This is a genomic window from Corynebacterium sp. KPL1814 (assembly GCF_000478175.1).
Taxonomy (GTDB): Bacteria; Actinomycetota; Actinomycetes; order Mycobacteriales; family Mycobacteriaceae; genus Corynebacterium.
This window is the reverse complement of sequence record NZ_KI515774.1, coordinates 245,594-266,605: the sequence shown is the minus strand read 5'-3', so window position 1 is coordinate 266,605 and position 21,012 is coordinate 245,594. Positions and strand designations below refer to the sequence as shown.

15 protein-coding genes, 1 tRNA gene and 1 CRISPR repeat array are annotated in these 21,012 nt (G+C 56.3%); of the genes, 6 read left to right on the top strand and 10 right to left on the bottom strand.

Annotated features, from left to right (window positions below):
* Nucleotides 1-43: 43 nt before the first annotated feature.
* Entirely contained in the window at nt 44-1,096 is a 1,053-nt protein-coding gene (locus HMPREF1257_RS01250; RefSeq protein ID WP_034659083.1) for a trimeric intracellular cation channel family protein, read from the bottom strand.
* Nucleotides 1,097-1,206: 110 nt separating this feature from the next.
* On the opposite strand from HMPREF1257_RS01250, the gene HMPREF1257_RS01245 reads away from it, so the two are divergent.
* Nucleotides 1,207-1,767, top strand: coding sequence for a hypothetical protein (locus HMPREF1257_RS01245; RefSeq protein ID WP_023023242.1), 561 nt, complete (start codon nt 1,207-1,209; stop codon nt 1,765-1,767).
* A 42-nt stretch (nt 1,768-1,809) separates the two neighbouring features.
* Here the strand turns inward: HMPREF1257_RS01245 and HMPREF1257_RS01240 are convergent.
* The 9 genes from HMPREF1257_RS01240 to HMPREF1257_RS01205 form a co-directional block, all read right to left on the bottom strand.
* A tRNA-Ile gene (locus tag HMPREF1257_RS01240) sits at nt 1,810-1,883 on the bottom strand.
* 272 nt (nt 1,884-2,155) lie between these two features.
* Nucleotides 2,156-3,647: direct repeats of the CRISPR family, unit length 28 nt; unit sequence GGCTCATCCCCGCTCACGCGGGGAGCAC.
* Between the two features lie 89 nt (nt 3,648-3,736).
* The gene (cas2e, locus tag HMPREF1257_RS11750) at nt 3,737-4,093 is read right to left on the bottom strand and encodes a type I-E CRISPR-associated endoribonuclease Cas2e (protein ID WP_084529565.1); all 357 of its coding nucleotides are present in this window, start codon (nt 4,091-4,093) and stop codon (nt 3,737-3,739) included.
* On the bottom strand, nt 4,090-5,028 hold the full coding sequence (gene cas1e, locus HMPREF1257_RS01235) for a type I-E CRISPR-associated endonuclease Cas1e (protein WP_023023269.1): 939 nt from the start codon (nt 5,026-5,028) through the stop codon (nt 4,090-4,092). The genes cas2e and cas1e overlap by 4 nt, the downstream gene beginning before the upstream one ends.
* Nucleotides 5,028-5,726, bottom strand: a complete 699-nt coding sequence (gene cas6e / locus HMPREF1257_RS01230) for a type I-E CRISPR-associated protein Cas6/Cse3/CasE (RefSeq protein ID WP_023023271.1) — start codon at nt 5,724-5,726, stop codon at nt 5,028-5,030. The genes cas1e and cas6e overlap by 1 nt, the downstream gene beginning before the upstream one ends.
* On the bottom strand, nt 5,723-6,439 hold the full coding sequence (cas5e, locus tag HMPREF1257_RS01225) for a type I-E CRISPR-associated protein Cas5/CasD (protein ID WP_034659080.1): 717 nt from the start codon (nt 6,437-6,439) through the stop codon (nt 5,723-5,725). The genes cas6e and cas5e overlap by 4 nt, the downstream gene beginning before the upstream one ends.
* A gap of 13 nt (nt 6,440-6,452) precedes the next feature.
* Nucleotides 6,453-7,595: a type I-E CRISPR-associated protein Cas7/Cse4/CasC gene (gene cas7e / locus HMPREF1257_RS01220; protein ID WP_023023273.1), complete on the bottom strand. Its 1,143-nt coding sequence runs from the start codon at nt 7,593-7,595 to the stop codon at nt 6,453-6,455.
* A 35-nt stretch (nt 7,596-7,630) separates the two neighbouring features.
* Nucleotides 7,631-8,302: a type I-E CRISPR-associated protein Cse2/CasB gene (gene casB / locus HMPREF1257_RS01215; protein WP_023023276.1), complete on the bottom strand. Its 672-nt coding sequence runs from the start codon at nt 8,300-8,302 to the stop codon at nt 7,631-7,633.
* A complete protein-coding gene (gene casA, locus HMPREF1257_RS01210) occupies nt 8,295-10,040 on the bottom strand; it encodes a type I-E CRISPR-associated protein Cse1/CasA (RefSeq protein ID WP_023023278.1) in 1,746 nt (581 codons plus the stop codon). The genes casB and casA overlap by 8 nt, the downstream gene beginning before the upstream one ends.
* A gap of 99 nt (nt 10,041-10,139) precedes the next feature.
* On the bottom strand, nt 10,140-12,920 hold the full coding sequence (locus HMPREF1257_RS01205; RefSeq protein WP_023023280.1) for a CRISPR-associated helicase/endonuclease Cas3: 2,781 nt from the start codon (nt 12,918-12,920) through the stop codon (nt 10,140-10,142).
* A 542-nt stretch (nt 12,921-13,462) separates the two neighbouring features.
* Here HMPREF1257_RS01205 and HMPREF1257_RS01200 point away from each other — a divergent pair.
* The 5 genes from HMPREF1257_RS01200 (at nt 13,463) to HMPREF1257_RS01180 (ending at nt 20,621) form a co-directional block, all read left to right on the top strand.
* On the top strand, nt 13,463-13,882 hold the full coding sequence (locus HMPREF1257_RS01200; RefSeq protein WP_023023282.1) for an organic hydroperoxide resistance protein: 420 nt from the start codon (nt 13,463-13,465) through the stop codon (nt 13,880-13,882).
* Between the two features lie 126 nt (nt 13,883-14,008).
* Complete coding sequence (locus tag HMPREF1257_RS01195; RefSeq protein WP_034659078.1) at nt 14,009-15,478, top strand: DUF3375 domain-containing protein; 1,470 nt, start codon at nt 14,009-14,011, stop codon at nt 15,476-15,478.
* Nucleotides 15,478-16,128, top strand: coding sequence for a DUF4194 domain-containing protein (locus HMPREF1257_RS01190; protein WP_023023287.1), 651 nt, complete (start codon nt 15,478-15,480; stop codon nt 16,126-16,128). Before HMPREF1257_RS01195 ends, HMPREF1257_RS01190 begins: the two co-directional genes overlap by 1 nt.
* Entirely contained in the window at nt 16,121-19,492 is a 3,372-nt protein-coding gene (locus tag HMPREF1257_RS01185) for an ATP-binding protein (RefSeq protein WP_023023289.1), read from the top strand. Before HMPREF1257_RS01190 ends, HMPREF1257_RS01185 begins: the two co-directional genes overlap by 8 nt.
* Nucleotides 19,485-20,621: a Wadjet anti-phage system protein JetD domain-containing protein gene (locus HMPREF1257_RS01180; RefSeq protein ID WP_232208500.1), complete on the top strand. Its 1,137-nt coding sequence runs from the start codon at nt 19,485-19,487 to the stop codon at nt 20,619-20,621. Before HMPREF1257_RS01185 ends, HMPREF1257_RS01180 begins: the two co-directional genes overlap by 8 nt.
* Nucleotides 20,622-21,012: the final 391 nt, after the last annotated feature.

Sequence of the window (21,012 nt, the reverse complement as noted above, 5' to 3'; positions counted from 1 at the left end):
GGTGCTTAATTTAGGGGGCATCGGCAAGCAGAGGCCTAGGGGCCTAGTCGCGCGATTGGTAGCGGTCCATCAGGCGGTCAATCAATTCATCAGTAAGCTTGTCATCTTCCAGAATCGTATCGAGCAGCCGCTGGGATTCCTCGCTGGAGGTCTGCTCCTCCTCATAGGAATCGCCGGTAAAGTCCACTCCAAAGTCCATGTCCTCAGACTCAGCTGAGACGCTACTCAACTGATCGACATCTGATTCGAAGGACTGCAAAAACTCGCTGGCCTCCTCCGCCGCATCCTGGCGGCGCTTGCCGGAGCGCACTTGCTTTTCGATGCGCCGCTGCAACGCCTCTTCCATCTGCCGGTGGCGCCAAGAGCGCACGCGGTGCGGCTCAAGCTTGCGCCCGACCGCGCGGCTCTTGTTCTCGGCCTTCTTCGCCAGCGCCTTAACCTGCGCAGCCGTATCATTAATCGGCGCCCACTCCTGGTTCGCGGGCACGCGCCAACCGGCCCAAATGCCCAGCAGCGCCAAGAAAATGGAAACCAATGGCCCCACGATCATGCCGACGGCCAACATATCGAAGTGGTTTCCCACCAGCACGATCACCGCACAGGCGATGGCCGGAATCACCGTCGGCTGGTTATCGCCAAAGACGGCGGGCTCGCGCCCCATAGCGATATCGCGAATCATGGAACCGCCGGTAGCGGTAAACACGCCCATCATGATGCACGGAATCGGCGGCAGCCCATAGGTAATGGCCTTCACAGCGCCGGTGCCGGCCCACAGGCCAGAAACGACGGCATCACCATGCGCCTGGATATAATCCCAGGTCTTGCCCTTGAAGTAGACAAAGCGCGCAATCAACGCACCCGTGAACGCCAGATACAGGTACTCCGGCTCGCTCATCGCCGCCACGGTGCCGCGATTGATAAGCACATCGCGCACCATTCCCCCGCCCAGGGAAGAAAACATCGCAATAAAGAAAAACCCGATGATGTCGTATCCGCGTTTGCGCGCAATGGTGCCACCGATAATTCCCATCAGCAATACACCGCTGACATCGGACCAGCGATAGAGGGACTCAATGAGCGGATCTACTTCTGTCATGTCGTTTATTAGACTGCACTGCTTACCCGCGCGCAATTCGCCTACCCACACGCACTGCGGTGCTGCACTTTCCTGTTCCCATGCCCCTTCTACCTCTCCCTATATTCCGCATGAAAAAGATTCTCCCGCTCTTGCCGGCGCTCCTGCTGGTTGGTTGCTCGTCCTCCCCCGCAGACGATGAGCCCAATTTCACCGATACCACCCCGCACAGCACCAATTCAGACAGCACTACGCTTGCCGATGCCGACGCCAATACTGATTCCACGGCTTCCGCTTCTTCCGCGCCTGCCGCACCTTTCAAGCTGCAGAAAGCGGAGAAAGACGATGATTCCGCGCTCGCTGCGCAGGTAGGCGGCATTTGCGGCATCCGCGATTACGCACAAATCATCGCCGACGACGCCACCGACTGCGCCTTTGCCCTGGACATTTATAAGCACGCGATGGATGCCACATACAGGCTCGAAACCCCTCATCCGACGGTTACTGAAGCCTGGCAGAGCGATATTACTGTAAAGAACCCAAACTCTGGTGACAGCTACGATCTCCACTGCATCATGGCCACGAATCAAAAATCCGTCCACTGCAGAAACCCAGACGACGCAAATATCGGCACCCGCATCGAGCTGACCGCCAGGCCGATTTTCTCCGAGCGCGTGCACACCGAATACTAAAAAGGAGGCGCCAGCATTGCTTGCCGACGCCTCCTTCTACCGTGGGGCCACCGGGGCTCGAACCCGGGACCGACGGATTATGAGTCCGGAGCTCTAACCGACTGAGCTATAGCCCCACACGGAAGTCATGTCGCAAAATACGACACTCCGCTCCCAAAAGATTAGTCAATAGCTCACGAAAGACCAATTCACGGCCCCTCATAAAATAACCCCAGTTGAGTGCGCGACGCCCAACCGTGGATGTCCGTGCTGCGACTGGATCCCACGTTAGAGCCTCAGTGAAGTTGAATTCTGCCCTCATAACCGAAGTGCTGATCGTCGTTGCTAGATCTCCTTTCGATTTGTTGATTATTGGGTTAGCAGGAAATTTTAGGCATTAAATCAAAAAAATTTATCCCCGCTCACGCGAGGAGCACGTGTTATTGAGAAAAAGCGAGATTCCTAGCCCGGGCTCATCCCCGCTCACGCGGGGAGCACTGCCTGTAGTGGCTTAACCAACATGCTGGCTACGGCTCATCCCCGCTCACGCGGGGAGCACGTCATTGTTGTTTCCTTTTCTGGTGTTGCTCTCGGCTCATCCCCGCTCACGCGGGGAGCACTGTATGGGCCGTGGGAAGCGAACCTCACGCATCGGCTCATCCCCGCTCACGCGGGAAGCACGGAGGGCTTACGGGTCTTAAATTCACGCATTAGGGCTCATCCCCGCTCACGCGGGGAGCACGAACCAGAGAATCCCAACTCTTGGGGTGGTTTGGGCTCATCCCCGCTCACACGGGGAGCACTCTGACTGGTGCGGATCCCCCACATTTATGGTGGGCTCATCCCCGCTCACGCGGGGAGCACGCTTCGGGCAGGGTGATTTCGTGAGCCATGTAGGGCTCATCCCCGCTCACGCGGGGAGCACAGTGAGAATATTGAGCTAAACCGCCAGTTGGGGGGCTCATCCCCGCTCACGCGGGGAGCACTGTGAATAAGGCAGATAATTCTGCCCTGCTGCCGGCTCATCCCCGCTCACGCGGGGAGCACTCATACACGACGGCAGATATGAGTTTGTATTCCGGCTCATCCCCGCTCACGCGAGGAGCACGGGGGCCTCGATATCTGCCACCGATGCGCATAGGGCTCATCCCCGCTCACGCGGGGAGCACCAAAGTTGCTAACCCTGCATCAGGACGGTAATAGGCTCATCCCCGCTCACGCGGGGAGCACCGGCCACGACGGAAACGGCAACCCGAACCCCAGGGCTCATCCCCGCTCACGCGGGGAGCACAATAAGGTCATGGCGAACATTGCCTGCTCGCGGGGCTCATCCCCGCTCACGCGGGGAGCACCATGGTTGTAATCACTTCCTTGTAATATTCCTGGGCTCATCCCCGCTCACGCGGGGAGCACCGCCGCTGTATTCGGATACGGCTACACGCCGGTGGCTCATCCCCGCTCACGCGGGGAGCACCGGATACCAGCAGATTCGTTTGTCTCCGCCTTCGGCTCATCCCCGCTCACGCGGGGAGCACACCGCCCCATCGGCCCCCCAGAATTTGGACGAGGGCTCATCCCCGCTCACGCGGGGAGCACGAATTATCAAAATAAATCTAAACATGTTGACAAGGCTCATCCCCGCTCACGCGGGGAGCACGACGATGTGGACGATTGGGCTGGGCCGAACCCGGGCTCATCCCCGCTCACGCGGGGAGCACTGAACCCGTACACCACGGAGGAGGGGAAGAATGGGCTCATCCCCGCTCACGCGGGGAGCACGTGAAGTACTTGTTTTCGATGAGGTGGCGGGCGGGCTCATCCCCGCTCACGCGGGGAGCACTACGTCATAATTTCTTCCATATCGCAGCGTCTAGGCTCATCCCCGCTCACGCGGGGAGCACACTTGCTGAACAGCAGAAATTCGAGCCTTAACCGTATTTTACATACGACTTGTATTTTGGGGAAAGCTACTCTCGAAGCTCCACGCGGCCTAATATCCTCCCTTCTGTTTCTTATAAGAAATACGGTTGCGTCGGGCTTGAGACCATCCAGTCCTTCGCTGTGGTTGCTTAGACTTAGTCGGTCGCGTCATCAAGGTAATCCCGTCGAAATCCGTAGGTTCCCAATGATGTCTGTGAGTCTTGAACTCCATTCCCTGCTCATTCGCGGCTGAATACACCAAAAGTGCGCGGCCATCTTTGCAAAGCTCGGTTGTACGATCCCAGAGCAAATCTCGTATACGAGCAGAGGGACGTCCGACGAACACACCGGGAGTCAGCTCGATGAGCCACTTAGACAGATCGCCGCGTAGTCCAGCGGGACAAGCAGTAATAACCAGCACCATCATGACAGCGTTTCCTCTTCTGCCCAGTTAAGACCCGAAGCAATGACTTCAAGTTCACTCCACAGCATTAACTCGGCATCACTGACAAGCTCGTCATCTGGTACATCAAAAAGTGCTTTAAGGTCTTGAACCATCCTCGGCATGAGGCGGCGTGAGACAACTTGATCCCGCACGAAACGACGCACTTCCACGGAAGGATTACCCTGTTGTGCTGCGACAGCATCAAATGCCGCTGGGATAGAAATCTCTGCTTTATAGAGGTCAGCAATGTCGTAGACGAATGACCTATCGGTGCCTGTATGTACTATCCCCAAGGCAGGGATGAAGCCAAGCGCTGCAACGACAGCGTGAGCGACTCCATATAGCGCGGCGCTGCCTGCAGTCAGGGCCTGGTTAATTGGGTCAGAAGAATCGAAATCATTGGGATCGTAAGACCTTCGATTCCAATAGACTCCAGTACGCTCGGCTTCAGCAGCATAAATCCGCTTCATGCGTGCACCTTCGCGGCCACGCAGCTGGGACATCGTCAGCTGAGAAACGTCTTCTCCTGGGAAACGCATGGCATACATTCTGCGAGCCACGTCCAAACGCTTCCGCTGGTGAGAAACTACCTGCGCATGAATTTCAGCCATACGGGACGATTTCGCTGGTGGCCGACCGTGCGCATAGTACCGAACGCCGCGCTCCCCTACCCAAAGGGTGGTAACCCCGGCATCGCCAAGCAAAGCCATGCCCGCGTAAGTAATCCTCGTCCCTGGACCAAGCAACAGTGCCGCCAGCTGTGTGGCTGGCACATGTGCGACGCCGCGCTGGTCCGTGATCGTTAGAGAATTACCATCCCTATTGATCACGCAGCGCTCGGCGTACAGGAAACTGATTCGGTCTCCCATCCGGGACAATGCTTGGCGGGTGACAGGGACTTCGCTCGGATTGGACATCAAGACCCCATCGGTCGGGCTAGGGTCATCAGGCCGCAACCATAACCACGAGCTCTTCCTATCCCATGAGTAAGGGTGTGCCGAAAAGCCTCAGGGTCTTTGACTTCTAAGGTTCCGCGGTATCGGGCTGTGGCGATACGCACACGCCTGTTGCCATTTCCTTTCCGGAAATCCAACGTTTTTCGCTCAATAATCGCGGTTTCTTCTTCCGCGGACCACCGAGGACGCTCATCATCGCTGACGTCATCACTTTCCCGGGGGGCTAGTTCGAATCCGGCATTTTCTGCTCGCCGATATAGCCACTCCAACTGGTGTTCCACGGACACATGGGCCTTCACTTTGCCTCGCTTGCCTTCATTAGCCTGCGAATACGTTGGGTTGGCTACTAGCTCAAAGATCCATCTTTGCCCCTTAGTCAGTGAATTAAGCAGCCGGTCATACTCAACCGATTGTCCCGGCCTTGTATCCCACCCTGCTTGTTCCACAATCACATGGTCAGTCGGTTTTTCTGGCCCCACCACGTAGAGGGAATGGTGATGCGCACCTTCATCAAGGCGCCATAAAATACGCCCGGATTCTTGATCCATGTCTGGTGGAAATGACGCGGCAACTGCAGCGTGCATTGCTTGTGGATTAGCAAGCAACTTTCGCCCTTGACGCCGCTGAGGATTGATAAGAATTTTGGTTAACGTACTCATACATTCATCACCGCCTCCAAAAAGGGATCCGGGCGCCGCTCGGCGCTATCTAAGGGGTTGTCCACATTCGCAAACTCCTTTTGCACCACGGTGCGCCATGAATACTTGCGGTGCTGCGGATCAAAAGAGTTCGGTACATCCTGGCAAGCCACGCCGGATTCTCCTGGGAGGGAGTCCCGGTAAATCGGCAGCGATACTTCCCCACCACTTGATTTCATATACTCCTTGGTGGCGTGCCACGTGCCGTGCTCTTGTAATGCCGTAACCGCAGGCTTTTCAACCACACCAAGCACCACATTGGGCGGAGCCGGGCACGAACGTCGGCCCAAATAGAGCGGAAATACTGGTCGGTTTAGGTTCTCCGCAAAATTCTCGAGTTGCTCGCGATCCTCACTTTCAATTGCCGCAACGAATGCGGCATCTGATAGGAAATAGCGAGTGATGAGCTTTGCGGATGCCTGTGGATCCTTTTGCCAGTTTTGCGCGGTCTGATAATCGCGCAAAAGGCTACCGGATTGGTCAACACGCACCGCGAACTTGAGGCCCGCCAAATCGGCCATATCTTCATCACGCCTGCGTCCTTCAGCTGCAGCTAGCATGCCAAGAACTCCTGACTTTGAGGGCAAGGACGAAGTTGCACGGGTAGCGTAGCGAGATTCCGTTCCCCAAGACTGCATCGGCCCTTTAAGCAGCAACAACAATGATGCTGTCATCGTTTTAAGCCTCCTACTCCGAAAGCGCGGAAGACAAACGCTGCGAAAGCTCTGGCAGCGTCACTTCGTCAGCGATGTGTGCGAAAGCCTGACGGGCCTCGCTCAACCCAACCACAAAGGCTGCCTTAGGCTGCAGCCCATAGTTTTCTTCAAACTCTGCTTCTTCTTTCGCCAATGCTTCGGCACCGGCGACGCGCAAGCTCTGCCCGGTGGTTGGCTCTACTGGTTCTTCGAAGGCAGTAACCAGGCTAACCGGGCGGGTATCGCGAACCGCAATATAGATGAGCTCAGGCATTGTTTGATTGGCAAAGGTATTGATTTTGCCCGTGGGCATGGACTTGATGAATGCATCAACGAAGTTCACTGCGGCTTGCTTTGCGTTTTCTGCCGAGTCGAGATTTCGCGTCAGTCCATCTAGATTCACCGTGGCATAGCGGTACAAGGTAGAAGACATCATTTGTACGGTGCCAATCATGCCTGCACCAGTTTCTTCGCCTTCCTCGGCCAAGTCATCGACCGCGGTGAAATAGTCGAATTCAGGAGCGCTGGCATGGATTCCCAGTGCATGCGCAACCTGTACGGCGGCATCGACGTTATACGCAGCATCATCGGCAACCATGCGCCCAAACAACGCCATATCTACCGAGTGCTGGGTATCAAGGATCTCCAGCGCATCCTTCTTCTTAATCTTTTCACCGTCGGCCGCAATAATCGCCTCCGCGGCACGTTCAATCTGGTGTGGGCTCAAGAACAACAAGTATTTGGTCTGCGGATACTGCGCTGCTACTAGTTCTTCTTCGGTGGTTTCCTCGGAATCTTTCAGCGCCTTGATACGCTTCGCGTCCACTTCCGTCTTAATTCCAGCAGCTTTGAAAAGCTCAGCAACTTCCTTTTGAGCTCGCTCCGCATCCCAGCCTTCGTGTTCTTGAACCTTTCGTGCGATCTTCTCTGGAAGCCGCTTCGAGCGATCCCCCACAGATTCAGCATCGATTTCAGATTCAAAGTACTTGCGGATTGCACGCTTCCATGCCTGCGAAGAGACTCGCTGACGTGGCACGCCGCCGTAAACGGCAGACTTGGGCGCCCCGGTGTCGTCACGATTGATCAGAGAAGGCGGAAGAGTCTGCAGAGCGTGGATATCGATGGTCAAAGTCATTGCGAAAATTCCTTTCTAGAATGTGAAAATTGATTTTAAGAAGTCGGTTCGGTCTGGGAAGACGCATAAGAACCGAGTGCGAAGTCACGTGCCCATTTCAATAGCACGCCTTGTCGCTGTGTATGAGCTTTTTGAGTAGCGTTTTTGCTGCCTAGAACCCGCAGGTCCTGTGCAAATGCACCGTAGTCAAACCCCAAATTTTCCCCGCGCAATAGCGTTACCAAGGAACGAATATGTATGAGGCGGGAAGCCTCATCGGGAGATACGAGCATCGCATCAAACCGCGGTTTCGTGGATTGTGACTGACTGTGCGCATAGAAACGACCGCAGGCCCGTGCGAAGCTTTGGCCTTTAATATGTGCTTCAGTGCTAGCGCTTTGTAGATGGATACCTAGCATCGTCATGGCTTGAAAGGCCGCGAGCTCTGATGCGGATGGTGCGGCGCCCTTTCCCATCTCTTGTTCACTCAATGCGGGCTCCAATAAAAGGAGGACCTCTTCAAGTGCCACGGGATGTTGTTCAAGACGTACCGCAGAATACTTGCGCAATTGGGCTAGGACTGCACGTGCTCGCGCTTGTTTATTGTGTTGTGGCGAATGCAAATAATCATTCTGCAGCGCCTCTGCGGTACGCGCCACGGAGGTTCGCAAACGCGGGCCTGTGTACTCCGCAGCAGTTTCTGCCTGCGGATGACTGGTGTCATGCATGAGCAACACCTTCCTTCATAGGTGAGCTAGGATTCTGATTTCGTGTGGACTTGCCTGTTAACGGCAGGTTCTTATCAAAACGCCGCTGTAGCTGCTGAAAAAGGGATCCAGCTGAGACGATTCGGCCCCTTCCGTCTTCTCCTGCGTCTACTTCCCTGCCGATAATTGCCTTCATCCCGGCGCCGCGCAGCAGTTCCAATGCGTGGGAGACGGCTACTGTTCGAACTCGTTCCTGCCAGTTGATTTGAGCGCTGTCTGCATTTTCAGCAGAAATGGTCTGCATCCACGCAATAAACTCCGGCTCTAACTGGGCGTAAAACCTGTCCTTAGACTTAACGCCGAATTCATAATCATCGCCCGCGGCTACCCGCAGTTGACCTTCAAACCAGCCCAAGCTCACAGCTGTTTCATAGGTCTTTTGTGCGGCAGTGCGGACAGCGTTACGCGCTTGCCTGCCAAGATCATCTTCGCGCAATACCACTAGGGGAAGCCCGATCGTGGTGCTGAAAGTGGTGGCTACTGAAGATTCCTGCGGTCCGTATTCCATCGAAACCAAGGCAATATCAAAGGCGCCTTGGTTTAGATATCCATCAACGTCAAGCGCAGCGAGATTGCTGAGATTGGCTGGTCGCTTGTGAGCTTTTGCCTTTTTCTGGTCGAAACCTGGGTCGTCTTCGACGGCAACCAAAGCATCAAGTGCGCGCCACATGGTCTGGGTGGAATTGTAGGGACGCGCGTAGTAAGCATCTTGGCCGGCCTTCGACTGGTTAGGGCTATACCGATACGGCGTCATGGGATCACCCATGACATTCTTTCCCGCATCCGGAATGCGATCACCATTCGATACGAGGACGCGAGTAATCTGGCCTTCTTCAGCTACTAGGCGCACTCGTCGTGCCTGCCAAGTTGCCAAATCAGCCGCTCCTTGGGGCACAGCACCAAGCTTGTCATCCGATCCACGGCGCTGCGCAGCGGTATCAGGTTCTCTTTCCCATACCGGTTCATCCAGCTCAATTGGGTTAGTTCCCTGCTCCGTCATAACAGCTGCCATAGGAGTATTCAGCAAAAGTGTTTCTAGGAGACCTTCAGTTCCAAGCACCAAAGTTCCGCCCGTTCGACCAGTCCAACCTGTGCCGATGGGGTAACCTCTACCACCCTTTACGCGAGGGTCTCCTACTGCGCCGGTTTTAATACCGGAATAATCATAAGCTTGCAGGTGAAGCAACCAACGGGCGGCCTCATCTAGAGGAATTGCCCGCCGCCCCTCAGCCGTACGCATCGTGAAATGATCATCAGCGGCTTCTGGAACTATATAGGAAATCGGTCGAGTCTCATTTTTCTGCGAGTGAAGATCCGCCACCTGCATGAAGGGAACAGTGTCAGAGAGTAAGTCGAATCGGTCTCTAAAGGCATCAAGATAATCTAAAACAACTTGGTCCCGCTTCGTCTCGCATAATTCTTCACGCATTTCCGCGAACCATTCGCCCCAATCAAAGCTGGCGCGTTTCCGCCTTCCGCCTGCTGCTTCCGCTAATTCTTGCGCATGAGCACGCCAAAATATAGCCAATAACAGCCTTATGACCACATAATCCTGGGTCGGTGAATCGCCCACAATCTTATGGGCATCGCCCTGTCCAGAAAATATGTCCCGGATGCTCAACGCCTTGCGATTATCCGCACTGTCCATGCACAAAATCCATGGCTCATCGAGCAGGTTAAAGGTTTCTGTATCAGTCATTATCTTTCGCCTCCTTTCTTTTAAAAAGTGATTTGGTGGATGATGTGGCTGCCCCTAGTAAAAGGAGGTGCTCTCAGCCTAACTAGTGCCTCGGACATATCACTCACGCCCATCACTCATAATTTCGATTCCCAGCTGGCTCGTATACCGCAGAACAAAGCGTCCTACCTGCGTCTCTTCCCCTTCATCTAACGGCAGAGCCAGTTGTCCCCGCAGTAAATAATGTGAACCCCACTCGGCCGGGGTTGCCCCTTCGAGGTCATTGACCACTGCATCAAAGTCCGAGTCATAACGGGTCATTCGCACAGGCAGTCGTACTGTACTAGACGCAAGATGAAAGGCCAGCTTATACGGAATATCGGCAGCCTCGATGACTTCTTCATCCCAGCCCCACGGGCGATAGCCATAATCAGTCTCGATGATGGGGATCACCTCAACGCTGGGCTCTGCGTCACGAACTTGGGCCGCGCCTTTGATCTCGGCATCGTCTGCGGAATCATCCTGCAGCCGTGCAAATAGAGCGTCCAGGCCGTTGGTACTCCATGGATCTGGCAATCGGAACGTTGAGGACGCTGAATGCGCTGTCGATTCCTCAAAATCACGCGTCGCAATGGCCTCTTCCCACGATTCGTTCCACGCCTCTGGCGGCTTAAAGTTGCGATCATATGCAGCTGCTACAAGCGGAGCGATGTCATCTGGACGGCGAATCTTATTTGGCAAGACTGCATAGGTTGATAGCAATATCGCACGGCCGTAAATAGCCTCGGCACCTGATTCAAATTCCGGGACTGGTGAGGAAGTTTCTAGCCCGCGAATAACAACCTGTGGTTCGCGCAGGTTTTCGGGTCGATCGCTGAAAGGACGCGCGTGGCGGTGCAGCCTCCCGATGCGCTGAATGAGCAGATCCATAGGTGCGATATCAGTAATCAGGGCATCGGCATCAATATCCAAGCTCTGTTCCGCCACCTGAGTAGCCACCACAATTTTTTGCTTCGGCCGACCTGCTCCCCTGTGGGCATCCGGGCCAAGTTGTCGCCGTAATGAATCTTCTTTTTCTACGCGTTCCCAAGCCACAAAACCCGCATGATGAAGCTCCACGCAATCACCATAGCTTTCGGCGAGTTCCGAATACGCCGCCTGAGCTCGTGCGATAGTATTGCAGATAATAAGAACACACCCGCCATCCACGAGCCATTCCCCGAGAAGTTCGTGCAGTGAATCTTCGCCTTCCGCAAGGAAACTAATTGTGGCTTCAAGATCTGTTGGAGACGCTGGAACCTCTAGAGAACGAATTTCGTCTTCTGTCGCCACTGTGATCAGTGGGTAGCCAGTCGGCTCTTCCTCTGGCCATTGACCGTCGGAGTACGCGCTGACCAATGCGCGTCGCTTGTCCGCCGGCAACGTGGCGGACATGACGATGATGCTGGCACCATAAAATCCCAACCATTCGATGGCACTGCGGAGGTAATCGGAGGAATACACATCAAAGGAATGAACCTCATCAAAAATTACTACTTTGCCTGCCAGGCCGACGTGCCTCAGCATGGAAAACCGCTGCTGTAGCGCCATCATGAGCACTTGGTCAACGGTACCCACCACGAAATTGGAAAGAATGCCGAGCCGCCGTCCCGACATCCACTGCGATGCAACAACGTTGCCGCCTTCTTCTTCGTAACGGTTGATTCCCGTAAATTTTAAATCCGTATAAGGCTTAGCCAATGCATTTTTGGAATGTGCAAGGTACATCGATCGAACCGAACCCGTCGTTACGTTTCGGCTCCATTCGATGGTCCTTTGCAGTAGGCCATTCGCCGTAGCCATGGTCGGAGCGGCAAAGTAGATTCCTTGTGCTCCACTCCGCGCCGCGAGCACTTCCGCTGCTGCTAAGGCGGCTTCGGTTTTTCCTACGCCTGTTTCAGCCTCTAGGACTATGAGCACTGGCTCATCGGTCTCTTTGGCAGCCTTCACCATTTCCTGCTGTACTTGTCGCGCCTTAAACTCGGCCGGCCACCCAAACGATTGCCGGAATTGCTCGTCGATGTCTTGATGCAATCGAGTTTCCGGTTCCCAGGGTGAGGTCAGGTCAATAAGTTCTGCAGCCCGTGCCACTCTGTCTAGTTGAGTTCCCTCCACGCGTAAACTGAATGCCTTTTCATTGGAAGCAATCCAGTCCGCCATAACCACTAAACCGGTAAGCAGTTGCGCAGCGGCGGGTGAGACTTTCGGCAGCTTGGCAAGCACCTGCGCAAGCTCATTTCCCCCGCAGAGTTGCGCCATGGCATCAAGAAGTTCACCATGAACAATTCGCCACGCCGAAGGGTAATCTTGAATCAATTCTCGGACCGCTTTATTCGGCCCGCTTGCGGCACCATGATGTGCATTGACAACCGCAGCCAATGAGTTAGCTTTTGGCAGAGTAAGTCCCTGTTCTACAAGCCAGATTGCTAAAATTTCACCAGAGGCAATACCATGCGGAAGCTTGGACATATTCGCCTCTGAGGCGCTCAATTCGATATCCAATCCCGCGTCGCTAACGGCGTGGACCAAATGCGCAACGTCACTGCGGTCAAGAAGAAGCCGCTGGAAAGTCTTAACACCTTTTCCAACATCATGGGACCCAGCAAGAAAGACGTAGAGAACTTCTATATCCGTCTCTGAGACACGTAACTCGGCTTTCAGGAACTCCTTTACTGAACGAGAAAGCCAAGAGTTGTACACCAAGGATGCAGCACATGCGGAATCAACCATATGTTGCGGCAGGTTGAGATGGTCTACACCGTCGCCCGATTTCGCCCACAAGCTCCGCGCCTGCTGGCTGCGTTGACCAGCCCAACCATCTGCACGAGTACAAAAATCCACTGTCTTCGCTGGCAATTTCATGGTTCTATCTCCGCTACAGGCTCACCAAGTCCACTTTTTATGGTGAACTGGAGTTATCAACTAATGATTTAAGACTATACCCTGCTTAGCACTGACATGTTGCATTTTTAAGGATGGGTGTAAAATCTGCATTAATTTGTGCGGTAAGATAGCAGAAGGCCCAATGCCAAACTCCCAGCTAACGCTGGGATGAGCCCATGTCAGTGCTCACTTGAATAGTCAATTGACTAGTTCCCCGCGTCAGCGGGGATTATTTTCTATCTCCATAATTTAAGGCTCCCTTTGTCTTCACCGTCTTTTCGGTGGGTTAAGTTTGCAAGCCAATCAAAGCACTACCCCAAGGTCCTTCCACCGGAAGGGGCGCCCACTCCCCCGGCGCGGGTTGAGTAGGTCTTCGGCGCATGCTTAGGCATATTGCCTTTTCTCACCCTTCCCAAAGCCGCTTCCTTCGCTGACCTCGAAAAACACGGATAAAAATTCTGAGTACAATCGGCGTCTGTACTCACTACTAGTACGAAAATGACTTTAGAAAAGGAGTAATCATGGACGCCCTTTACACCACTGAAGCACTCGCTACTGGAGCAGGCCGCGATGGCCGCGCCGTAGTGCAAAATTCTGACCTTGATTTCAATATGGCCACCCCGAAGGAAATGGGTGGCGATGGCAATGGAGCCAACCCGGAGCAGCTCTTCGCTGCTGGTTATGCCGCTTGCTTCCACTCCGCCCTGCAGGCAGTAGCCCGCAGCGAGAAGGCTGAGTTGGGCGATTCCTCCGTGGGCGCCCGCGTGTCCATTGGCAAGGAAGGCGAAGGCTTCAAGCTCGCCGTTGAGCTCGAGGTCATCATCCCCGCACAGGACCACGACAAGGCACAAGAGCTTGCCGATGCCGCCCACCAGGTCTGCCCCTACTCCAACGCCACCCGCGGCAATATCGACGTCAACGTCACCGTCGCACAGGACTAATCAGGACTAGCACGGACTCTCAGTTCTTGGCCTGCGCAGCGCCACCGTGCGCGGGCCAACCCTATGATTCGAATTAGTGAATCAAACTCCGCTGCAAGTGTCCGGCGTAGCTGACAAAATCGAATCATGTCTGTTGAAGCTCGCGCCCTTTCACTGCGGCGGTTATTAAAGGATTCCGCTGCCGTGCGGTTACTGGCAGCCGAAAACGCTCCGGTGATTTTGGCGCTGATTTCTGAGTATTTCCCCCGCGGTACTCGAGCGCGGCCGGCGGCGGAGATATATGAGCTCATGGTCACCGACTTCGAGGTGCTTGCCAGTGAGTTCCCGATGCCGCGCACACCGCAAAGCTATTGCAATGATTGGGTAAAAGCTGGTTGGCTAGTCCGCAAATCTGGCAGGAGCTCGCGCGGGGAAACCTTGGAGCCAAGCGAGGAAGCGCTGTCCGCGCTCGAGGCCGTTGAGCGTTGGGAAACTCCGGTTACTACGGTCACGGCATCGCGTGTGGAATCTATCGGCTCGGCTCTGCAGCGCTTGGCTCGGGATACGAATGAGGATATTTCGAGCCGCGTCGCCAGCTTAGAGGCGGAGCGAGACCGCATTGACCGCGAAATTGAAAAAGCTCATTTGGGGCAGTTTGAAAGGCTGACTGCGGCAGAGACGCAGGAGCGCGTCCAAGACGTGCTGAACATGGCCATGGCGGTACCAAGTGATTTCGCCAGGGTGCGCCATGAACTCGAAGCCCTCAATCACAGGCTACGTCGGCAGCTGTTGGATCCAGAAGGCTACCGCGGCGAGGTGCTCGAGGAAATCTTCAGCGGTGTAGACCACATCGCAGAATCGGACGCGGGGCGTAGCTTTCGCGGATTCTATTCCTACCTCATGGATAGAGAACGCAGCGCGTGGCTGGACCAGTGGATTAAGCAGGTTCTAGAAAGCGACGTTGGCCAAGAGCTAGCGCCAGAAAACCGGCGGCAGCTGCGGAACCTCTTCCGCGATATGGAAGAAACGAGCTTCGAAGTCAATCAAACGATGACTGGCCTGGCGCGCAGCTTGCGCAACTATGTCTCTTCAGAACAATTTGCCGAAGACCGCCGCATGATTGAGCTACTGCGCGAGGCACGGGGCATGGCCATTGATGCAGCGCAAGGATCGGAGCTGAAAGCCTTTCACCGCATGGAAACGCCCCTGCAGCGCATCGGCATGTCCATTCATTCAGTCTCGCGCATCCAACTAGCCAACCCGGGACGCGAGGTCGTGGAGGAAGCACCGGAGGCCTTCCAGCCAGGCCAAGAGAATGCGAAGGCGTTGTATGAGTTAGTGCGCGAGTCAGAGATTGACTTTGAGGAACTGCATGCGGCGATTCGCGGGGCCGTCGGCAAGGCGGGTCCATGCACGATTGGCCAGGTATTACAGGCGTACCCGCCCACACAGGGCCTGGCCAGCGTCGTGGGTTTGGTACACATTGCGGACCAGCACCCGCTACCGGCTTTGCATGACGCCCATGAAAAGGTCACTTGGACCGAAGAAGATGGGACCATTCGCGCGGCGTATATCCCTACTATGTATTTCGATAGCACCACCGTTGAGGAGTTGTAGTGACCGCTACTGATAACCACCGCGTCGATTCCGCGCATGAGCCCCCGCTGTGGGAAAACGATAAAGGATCGCTAACCTATAATTCGCGCCGCGCCTTGGTGCAGCTTTTGAAAGGCCCGCTGGTGCGTGCGCACAAGGAACCTGTCTTATGGTCCGCCATCATCTCGGACGAAGACAACCTGCGCGCCCGCCTGCATGAGGTATTCCTCGAGCTGGTGGTCGATGAAGGAGAAGGGTTTGCCTTTACCCGGATGGTAGAAGAGGAAACGCTGCCCATTCCGCAGGTGCTGCGCACGGATAAGCTCAAGCACATCGATACCGCCATCCTGCTGAACCTGCGCCAGGAACTTGGTTTGGCGCTGCCCGGTGAACGCGTGATTGTGGATGTAGAAGATCTCCGGGAGGGCATTGGATACGTCCGCGCGGTTGATAACCGCGATGAGGCTGGGTTTAATAACCGCTTCAATGCGGCGATTAAACGCATCCGCAATGAATATTCGCTGCTGAGCGTCACCGAGACGGAAGGGCGTTACGAGGTATCGCCCGTCTTGCGCCAGCTTTTCGATGCCGCCACGGTCACCGCCATCCGGGACGAATACGCCCGCCTCGCAGAAGCCGAGGGCGACCAAGAGGATGCTTCCGATGACTAACCTGTATCCAGGCCAATTCCGCATTAGCCGTATCCAGCTTATTAACTGGGGTACTTTTCACGGCTACTTTTCCATTCCGGTAGCCCGCAAGGGCTTCCTCATCACCGGCGGATCCGGTTCGGGTAAGTCCACGCTGCTTGATGCGATGTCGGCGGTATTGGTGCCGCAGAAGGACCTCAAGTTCAACGCGGCATCGCAGCAGGACCTCGGGCGCCATAATGGGCGCACCCTCGTTTCCTATATTCGCGGGGCGTGGCGGCAGCAAGAAAATGCGCACACGGGCGAAATTGCCCCGGAGTATTTGCGTGAGGGTGCAACAAACTCGGTGGTGGCGTTGACCTACGATAATGGGGCTGGCACGCAGCACACCCTCATCGCCATCTTCCGCCTCAACGGCGGTGAAAATTCGGTGAGCCAGATTAAAAGGCTCTATGGGGTGGTGCAGGGAGATGAGGACATCGATAAGCTCAGCCCCCTACTCACCCGAGGCCTGGATACCCGCAAGATTAAGGCCATGTACAAGGGGCCTGGTGCGTCATTTACGCCGACGTACACCACGTTTGCGGATCGCTTCCGCAAACGCCTGGGCATCAAGAGCGAGCAGGGGCAGGTCCTGCTGCACCGCACGCAGTCTGCCAAATCTCTATCCAGCCTGGACCAGCTCTTCCGGGACTATATGCTGGATGCGCCGTCTACTTTTGAGCGGGCGGAGGAGTCGGTGGAGCAATTTGAAGATCTGCGCCAGGCATACCTGCGGGTAGAGGACGTCAAGGCCCAGATTGAGACGCTGGCTCCCCTCCCCCAATTGCACTCCCAGCGCACCACCGCGGAGGCGGATAAGCACAAGGCCGAGGCGATGAATGAGGCGCTGCCGGCGGTGCGCGCCCGCTTGGTGGCAGAAGAACTGGATTATCGCATCCGCGCGCTGACCGCCCAGCAAGCAGAGGCACACTCTGCGGCCGAGGCGCTCGAAGCGGAGGTCACGCACCTTGACGATGCCGAGCGCCGCGCCGCCGTAGCCGTCTCCCAACTCAGTGCCGGCGAGCTGGCCGCCCTAGAAGCCAAAATTGAAACCGCGGAGAAGGAAATTGAGCACCGCTCCAAGGAGTTTCACCACCTTGCCGCTGCCGCCGACCAGTGGACCGACCACTTTGAGCTCAACCCGCACGGCTTCGCCGAGCTGCAGGCAAATGCCCACCTGCGCATCGCGGACTTCGAGGCTGACTCGGCCCAGCTTACTGAGCAGCAGCAAGAAGCCGGCGTGGCCGCCCGCGATGCAGCGACAGCATCCGCGTCCTTAGAAAGTGAGCTGCACTCATTTAGCTCGCGGCGCACCAATATCGATAAGGCCCTCGTAGAGCTACGCACCCAACTCGCGCGGGATACTGGCTATGCCGAATCGGAGCTTCCCTTCGCTGGCGAGCTACTGGATATTGCCCCGCAGCAGGCGGAGTGGGAACCGGTGATCCAAAAATTGCTGCACGGATTCGCCGCCACCCTGCTCGTTCCGGAAACCGCGCGGGAAGCCATTAACCAGTGGGTCAATTCTCGCAATGTGGGTACCCGGCTCGAGTACCGCACTATCCCGGAGTTTGCACCGGCGCCTGCGCCCGCGCGCAGCCCGCAACAGCTCATCCACAAATTGGAGTTTCAAGATCACCCCATGGCGCAGTGGGTGCGCCACCATATTTCGAGCCGCTTTAACTACGAATGCGTCAACTCGGTGGCGGCGCTCGAACAGGTAACCAAGACCCCGGCCGTCACGCGCGATGGCTTGGAAAGCCGGCCCAAGGATAAGGATGGCTCGACGCGCTTTATCAAGGATGATCGCACGCGCTTTAATGGCACGCGGTGGTACCGAGTAGGTTCTACCAATACCGCCAAAATTGAGCTCCTGCGTGCCCAATTGGAGGAAGCGAAGGCCACTGCTCGCGCCATGGCCAAACAGGTCCATGAGCTCAACCGGAAGATGGATATCTTGCGCACACAGCGCGATAAAGCGCAGCGGGTACTGGAGACTAAGTTCCAGGATATTGATACCGCTTCTGCTGAGGCGCGAAAGCGCGATTTGCAAGAACAGTATGATTCTTTGGCTTCCTCCCCAGAGGCGCAGGCCCTAGCCACGGCGCACGAGCAGGCAAAAGAAAAGCTCACCGCTGCCCGCACTCAGCTCAATCAAACCCAAAAACACCTCGGCAACGTGGAGGGCGAGCTAAACCGCTCCACCCAGCGGCGACAGAGCATCGGCACGGTGCCCAGGGTGGAGGATCAGGGCATCGCCAAGGCGGTCGAAGAAGCCCTGCACAAGGGCAGAAGAAAACTCACCATCGATGACATCGATGCCCGGCGCGATGAGGTGCAGGCTAACCTGCAAGAAACCGCGCGTACGGCCGCGCGCCGCATCGAGGAGACGAATACCAAGATTGTCTCCGTCCTCCACAAATACCTATCGCAGTGGCCGGCGGAAGCGGCGGATTTGGAGCCGCAGGCCAGCTTCGCCGGCGAGGGTATGGAAAAGCTTAAATTCCTGCGCGCGGACCGCCTGGCGGATTTTCGCGCGAAGTTCTTGGAGCTGCTCAATGGCACGACGGTGCAAAACCTATCGCACCTTGCCTCCTCACTTCGCCATGCCCGTAGCGATATCGAACAGCGCATGGAGTTTATTAATAAGTCTCTGGAGCGCACGCCCTTCAATGGCGATCGCACACTGCGGATCGATGTGAAGGATGCCCGCGGCCAGGTGGTGCAGGACTTCCAGCGCGATCTCGATGCCGCGACGTCCCATAGCCTGGCGGAAATTAGTGCCGATGAGCCTGAAGCTGCGGTAGCGCGCTACCACGCCCTGGATAAGATTCTCAGCCGCTTGGGCTCGTCTGAGACGGAGGATATTCGGTGGCGCAACTTAGTTCTCGATACTCGAAAGCATGTCAGCTTCATCGGCCGCGAGTGCTATCCCGATGGCACGACCGCCAATACGTATCAGGATTCCGCCTCTCTTTCCGGCGGCCAGGCCCAAAAGCTGGTGTTCTTCTGCTTGGCTGCGGCGCTGCGCTTCCGCCTGGCGGAGCCGGATCAGGACGTTCCTACCTACGGTTCCATCATTTTGGATGAGGCCTTCGACCGCGCCGACCCGGCCTTTACGCGCACCGCCATGTCCGTGTTTGCGTCCTTTGGCTTCCACATGATTTTGGCAACGCCATTCAAACTCATTCAGACGCTATCGCCGTACGTGGATGGCACCATCGTGGTCAATTACGACGAGCCCATTATCCAAGGCCGCCCGCAGGCGCGTACGGGCTATTCGCTTATCGATGCCACCTCCTACTCCCAGGAATCCCCGGAGTCCACCGATGCGGATGCCTAATGACCTGCACACCCATGCGGCAAAATACCTGCGCAACCACTTTGCGAAGGCTTTGTCGACTCCCGATTCGCTGAGTATCGATTGGCCGCTGCACCCGCCAACGGCCGCCAACGCCGCGCGCGATGTCCCCGCCACCCAGGAGTTCATCCGCGTCTGGCAGCGCTGGCCGCACCAAGAAGAGATCCACTACGAACCGCGCAATTGGTCCCGCACGGGCCTAGGCACCAATTCCGTTCCCACCCGCGCGGTCCTTACCGGTGCGCCCCGTATCGCCGCGGCCGCGGGCCTCAGCGCCGAATACTCCCGTGCGCAACAGCGCGCACACGACATCGCCGCGATCTTCCCCGACTCCCCTGCATTCGCCGACGCCGTGTACCGCACCTATGCCCAGTGGAAGGAGCTAAACGCATACGATCTGCGCTGCTTGACACCATGCTTGACTTGGCTGCGCGCCCACCCGGACTCCGGCGAGTGGGAGCGCGCCGTCCCAGTTGAAGGAGTAGACGGCAAATGGATAGGCACCCACCGCCGCCTGCTGCTCGCCCTGCTTTCGCCCTTTGGCATCACGGATTTGGGGCTGCGCCGCACCGATGCCCGCCTGCGCCTGCGCTACCTCAACCACGCCCCAGCGCTGTCCGATATCGAGGTTCCCCTTTCCCAGGCTGCACAGCTCTTTCCCGCCGCTCCCCCGCGCGTTCTCATCGTAGAAAACAAGCAGACCTTCCTAGCCCTGCCCCTGCTTTCCGATGCCGCCCCACCCACCATCGCCATCCTCGGCGCCGGCCATGCCGCCCGCCAACTTCACGCCCTTGCCTGGCTCCACGATGCCGAAATCACCTACTGGGGCGACCTTGACGCCGCCGGCTTCAGCATCCTCAACGGCGTGCGCGCCCACTTTCCCCACACGGAGTCCCTGCTCATGGATACCGCCACCGTCACCGCGTTCCGCCACCTCGCGGTCCCCGATCCCGGCGACGGCTCCGCAGCACTTAGCCACCTCACCACCGAAGAGCAGCGCGCCTATCGCCACCTTTTCACCGAAGGCAAGCTACGCATCGAACAGGAACGGATTCCGTTCGCGCATGCCGATGACGAGATTCAATCTATATTCGGAGGTCATAAGGTTTAGTAGTGCAGCCTATTTTCGCGATTTCCATATGCGATCGACCCACCATCTCTTAACCGGTGAGGTAGATGAGACTTGACTTTTCCCAATCATTACGGTGTACCGGTATGCCCTCGATGCTGCGGCGGTGCATTCGTTCTAGTCAAAATTTTAGGTTAAGTTCTAACACCGACGGCACTGGCCAACACGTACTACCAGATTCCAGGGCTGTTGCCTAATGCATGAGAGTGTCTGATGGTTTGTGTGTAGGTTCCCAGCCTGCATGAGGAGATGGACCAGAATGACTAGTGTGGCACGACGAGATCTAAGCTGATAAGGCCAAGATTGATGCGATTGAAAAGAAGCTGCTTGCTAACCCTGACATCGCGAAACTGATTGATGACCTAGGCACGTC

Excerpts from the sequence above, each read along its gene's own strand:
- HMPREF1257_RS01250 (WP_034659083.1), bottom strand. The coding sequence starts at position 1,096 with ATGACAGAAGTAGATCCGCTCATTGAGTCCCTCTATCGCTGGTCCGAT.
- HMPREF1257_RS01245 (WP_023023242.1), top strand. The coding sequence starts at position 1,207 with ATGAAAAAGATTCTCCCGCTCTTGCCGGCGCTCCTGCTGGTTGGTTGC.
- cas2e (WP_084529565.1), bottom strand. The coding sequence starts at position 4,093 with ATGATGGTGCTGGTTATTACTGCTTGTCCCGCTGGACTACGCGGCGAT.
- cas1e (WP_023023269.1), bottom strand. The coding sequence starts at position 5,028 with ATGTCCAATCCGAGCGAAGTCCCTGTCACCCGCCAAGCATTGTCCCGG.
- cas6e (WP_023023271.1), bottom strand. The coding sequence starts at position 5,726 with ATGAGTACGTTAACCAAAATTCTTATCAATCCTCAGCGGCGTCAAGGG.
- cas5e (WP_034659080.1), bottom strand. The coding sequence starts at position 6,439 with ATGACAGCATCATTGTTGTTGCTGCTTAAAGGGCCGATGCAGTCTTGG.
- cas7e (WP_023023273.1), bottom strand. The coding sequence starts at position 7,595 with ATGACTTTGACCATCGATATCCACGCTCTGCAGACTCTTCCGCCTTCT.
- casB (WP_023023276.1), bottom strand. The coding sequence starts at position 8,302 with ATGCATGACACCAGTCATCCGCAGGCAGAAACTGCTGCGGAGTACACA.
- casA (WP_023023278.1), bottom strand. The coding sequence starts at position 10,040 with ATGACTGATACAGAAACCTTTAACCTGCTCGATGAGCCATGGATTTTG.
- HMPREF1257_RS01205 (WP_023023280.1), bottom strand. The coding sequence starts at position 12,920 with ATGAAATTGCCAGCGAAGACAGTGGATTTTTGTACTCGTGCAGATGGT.
- HMPREF1257_RS01200 (WP_023023282.1), top strand. The coding sequence starts at position 13,463 with ATGGACGCCCTTTACACCACTGAAGCACTCGCTACTGGAGCAGGCCGC.
- HMPREF1257_RS01195 (WP_034659078.1), top strand. The coding sequence starts at position 14,009 with ATGTCTGTTGAAGCTCGCGCCCTTTCACTGCGGCGGTTATTAAAGGAT.
- HMPREF1257_RS01185 (WP_023023289.1), top strand. The coding sequence starts at position 16,121 with ATGACTAACCTGTATCCAGGCCAATTCCGCATTAGCCGTATCCAGCTT.
- HMPREF1257_RS01180 (WP_232208500.1), top strand. The coding sequence starts at position 19,485 with ATGCCTAATGACCTGCACACCCATGCGGCAAAATACCTGCGCAACCAC.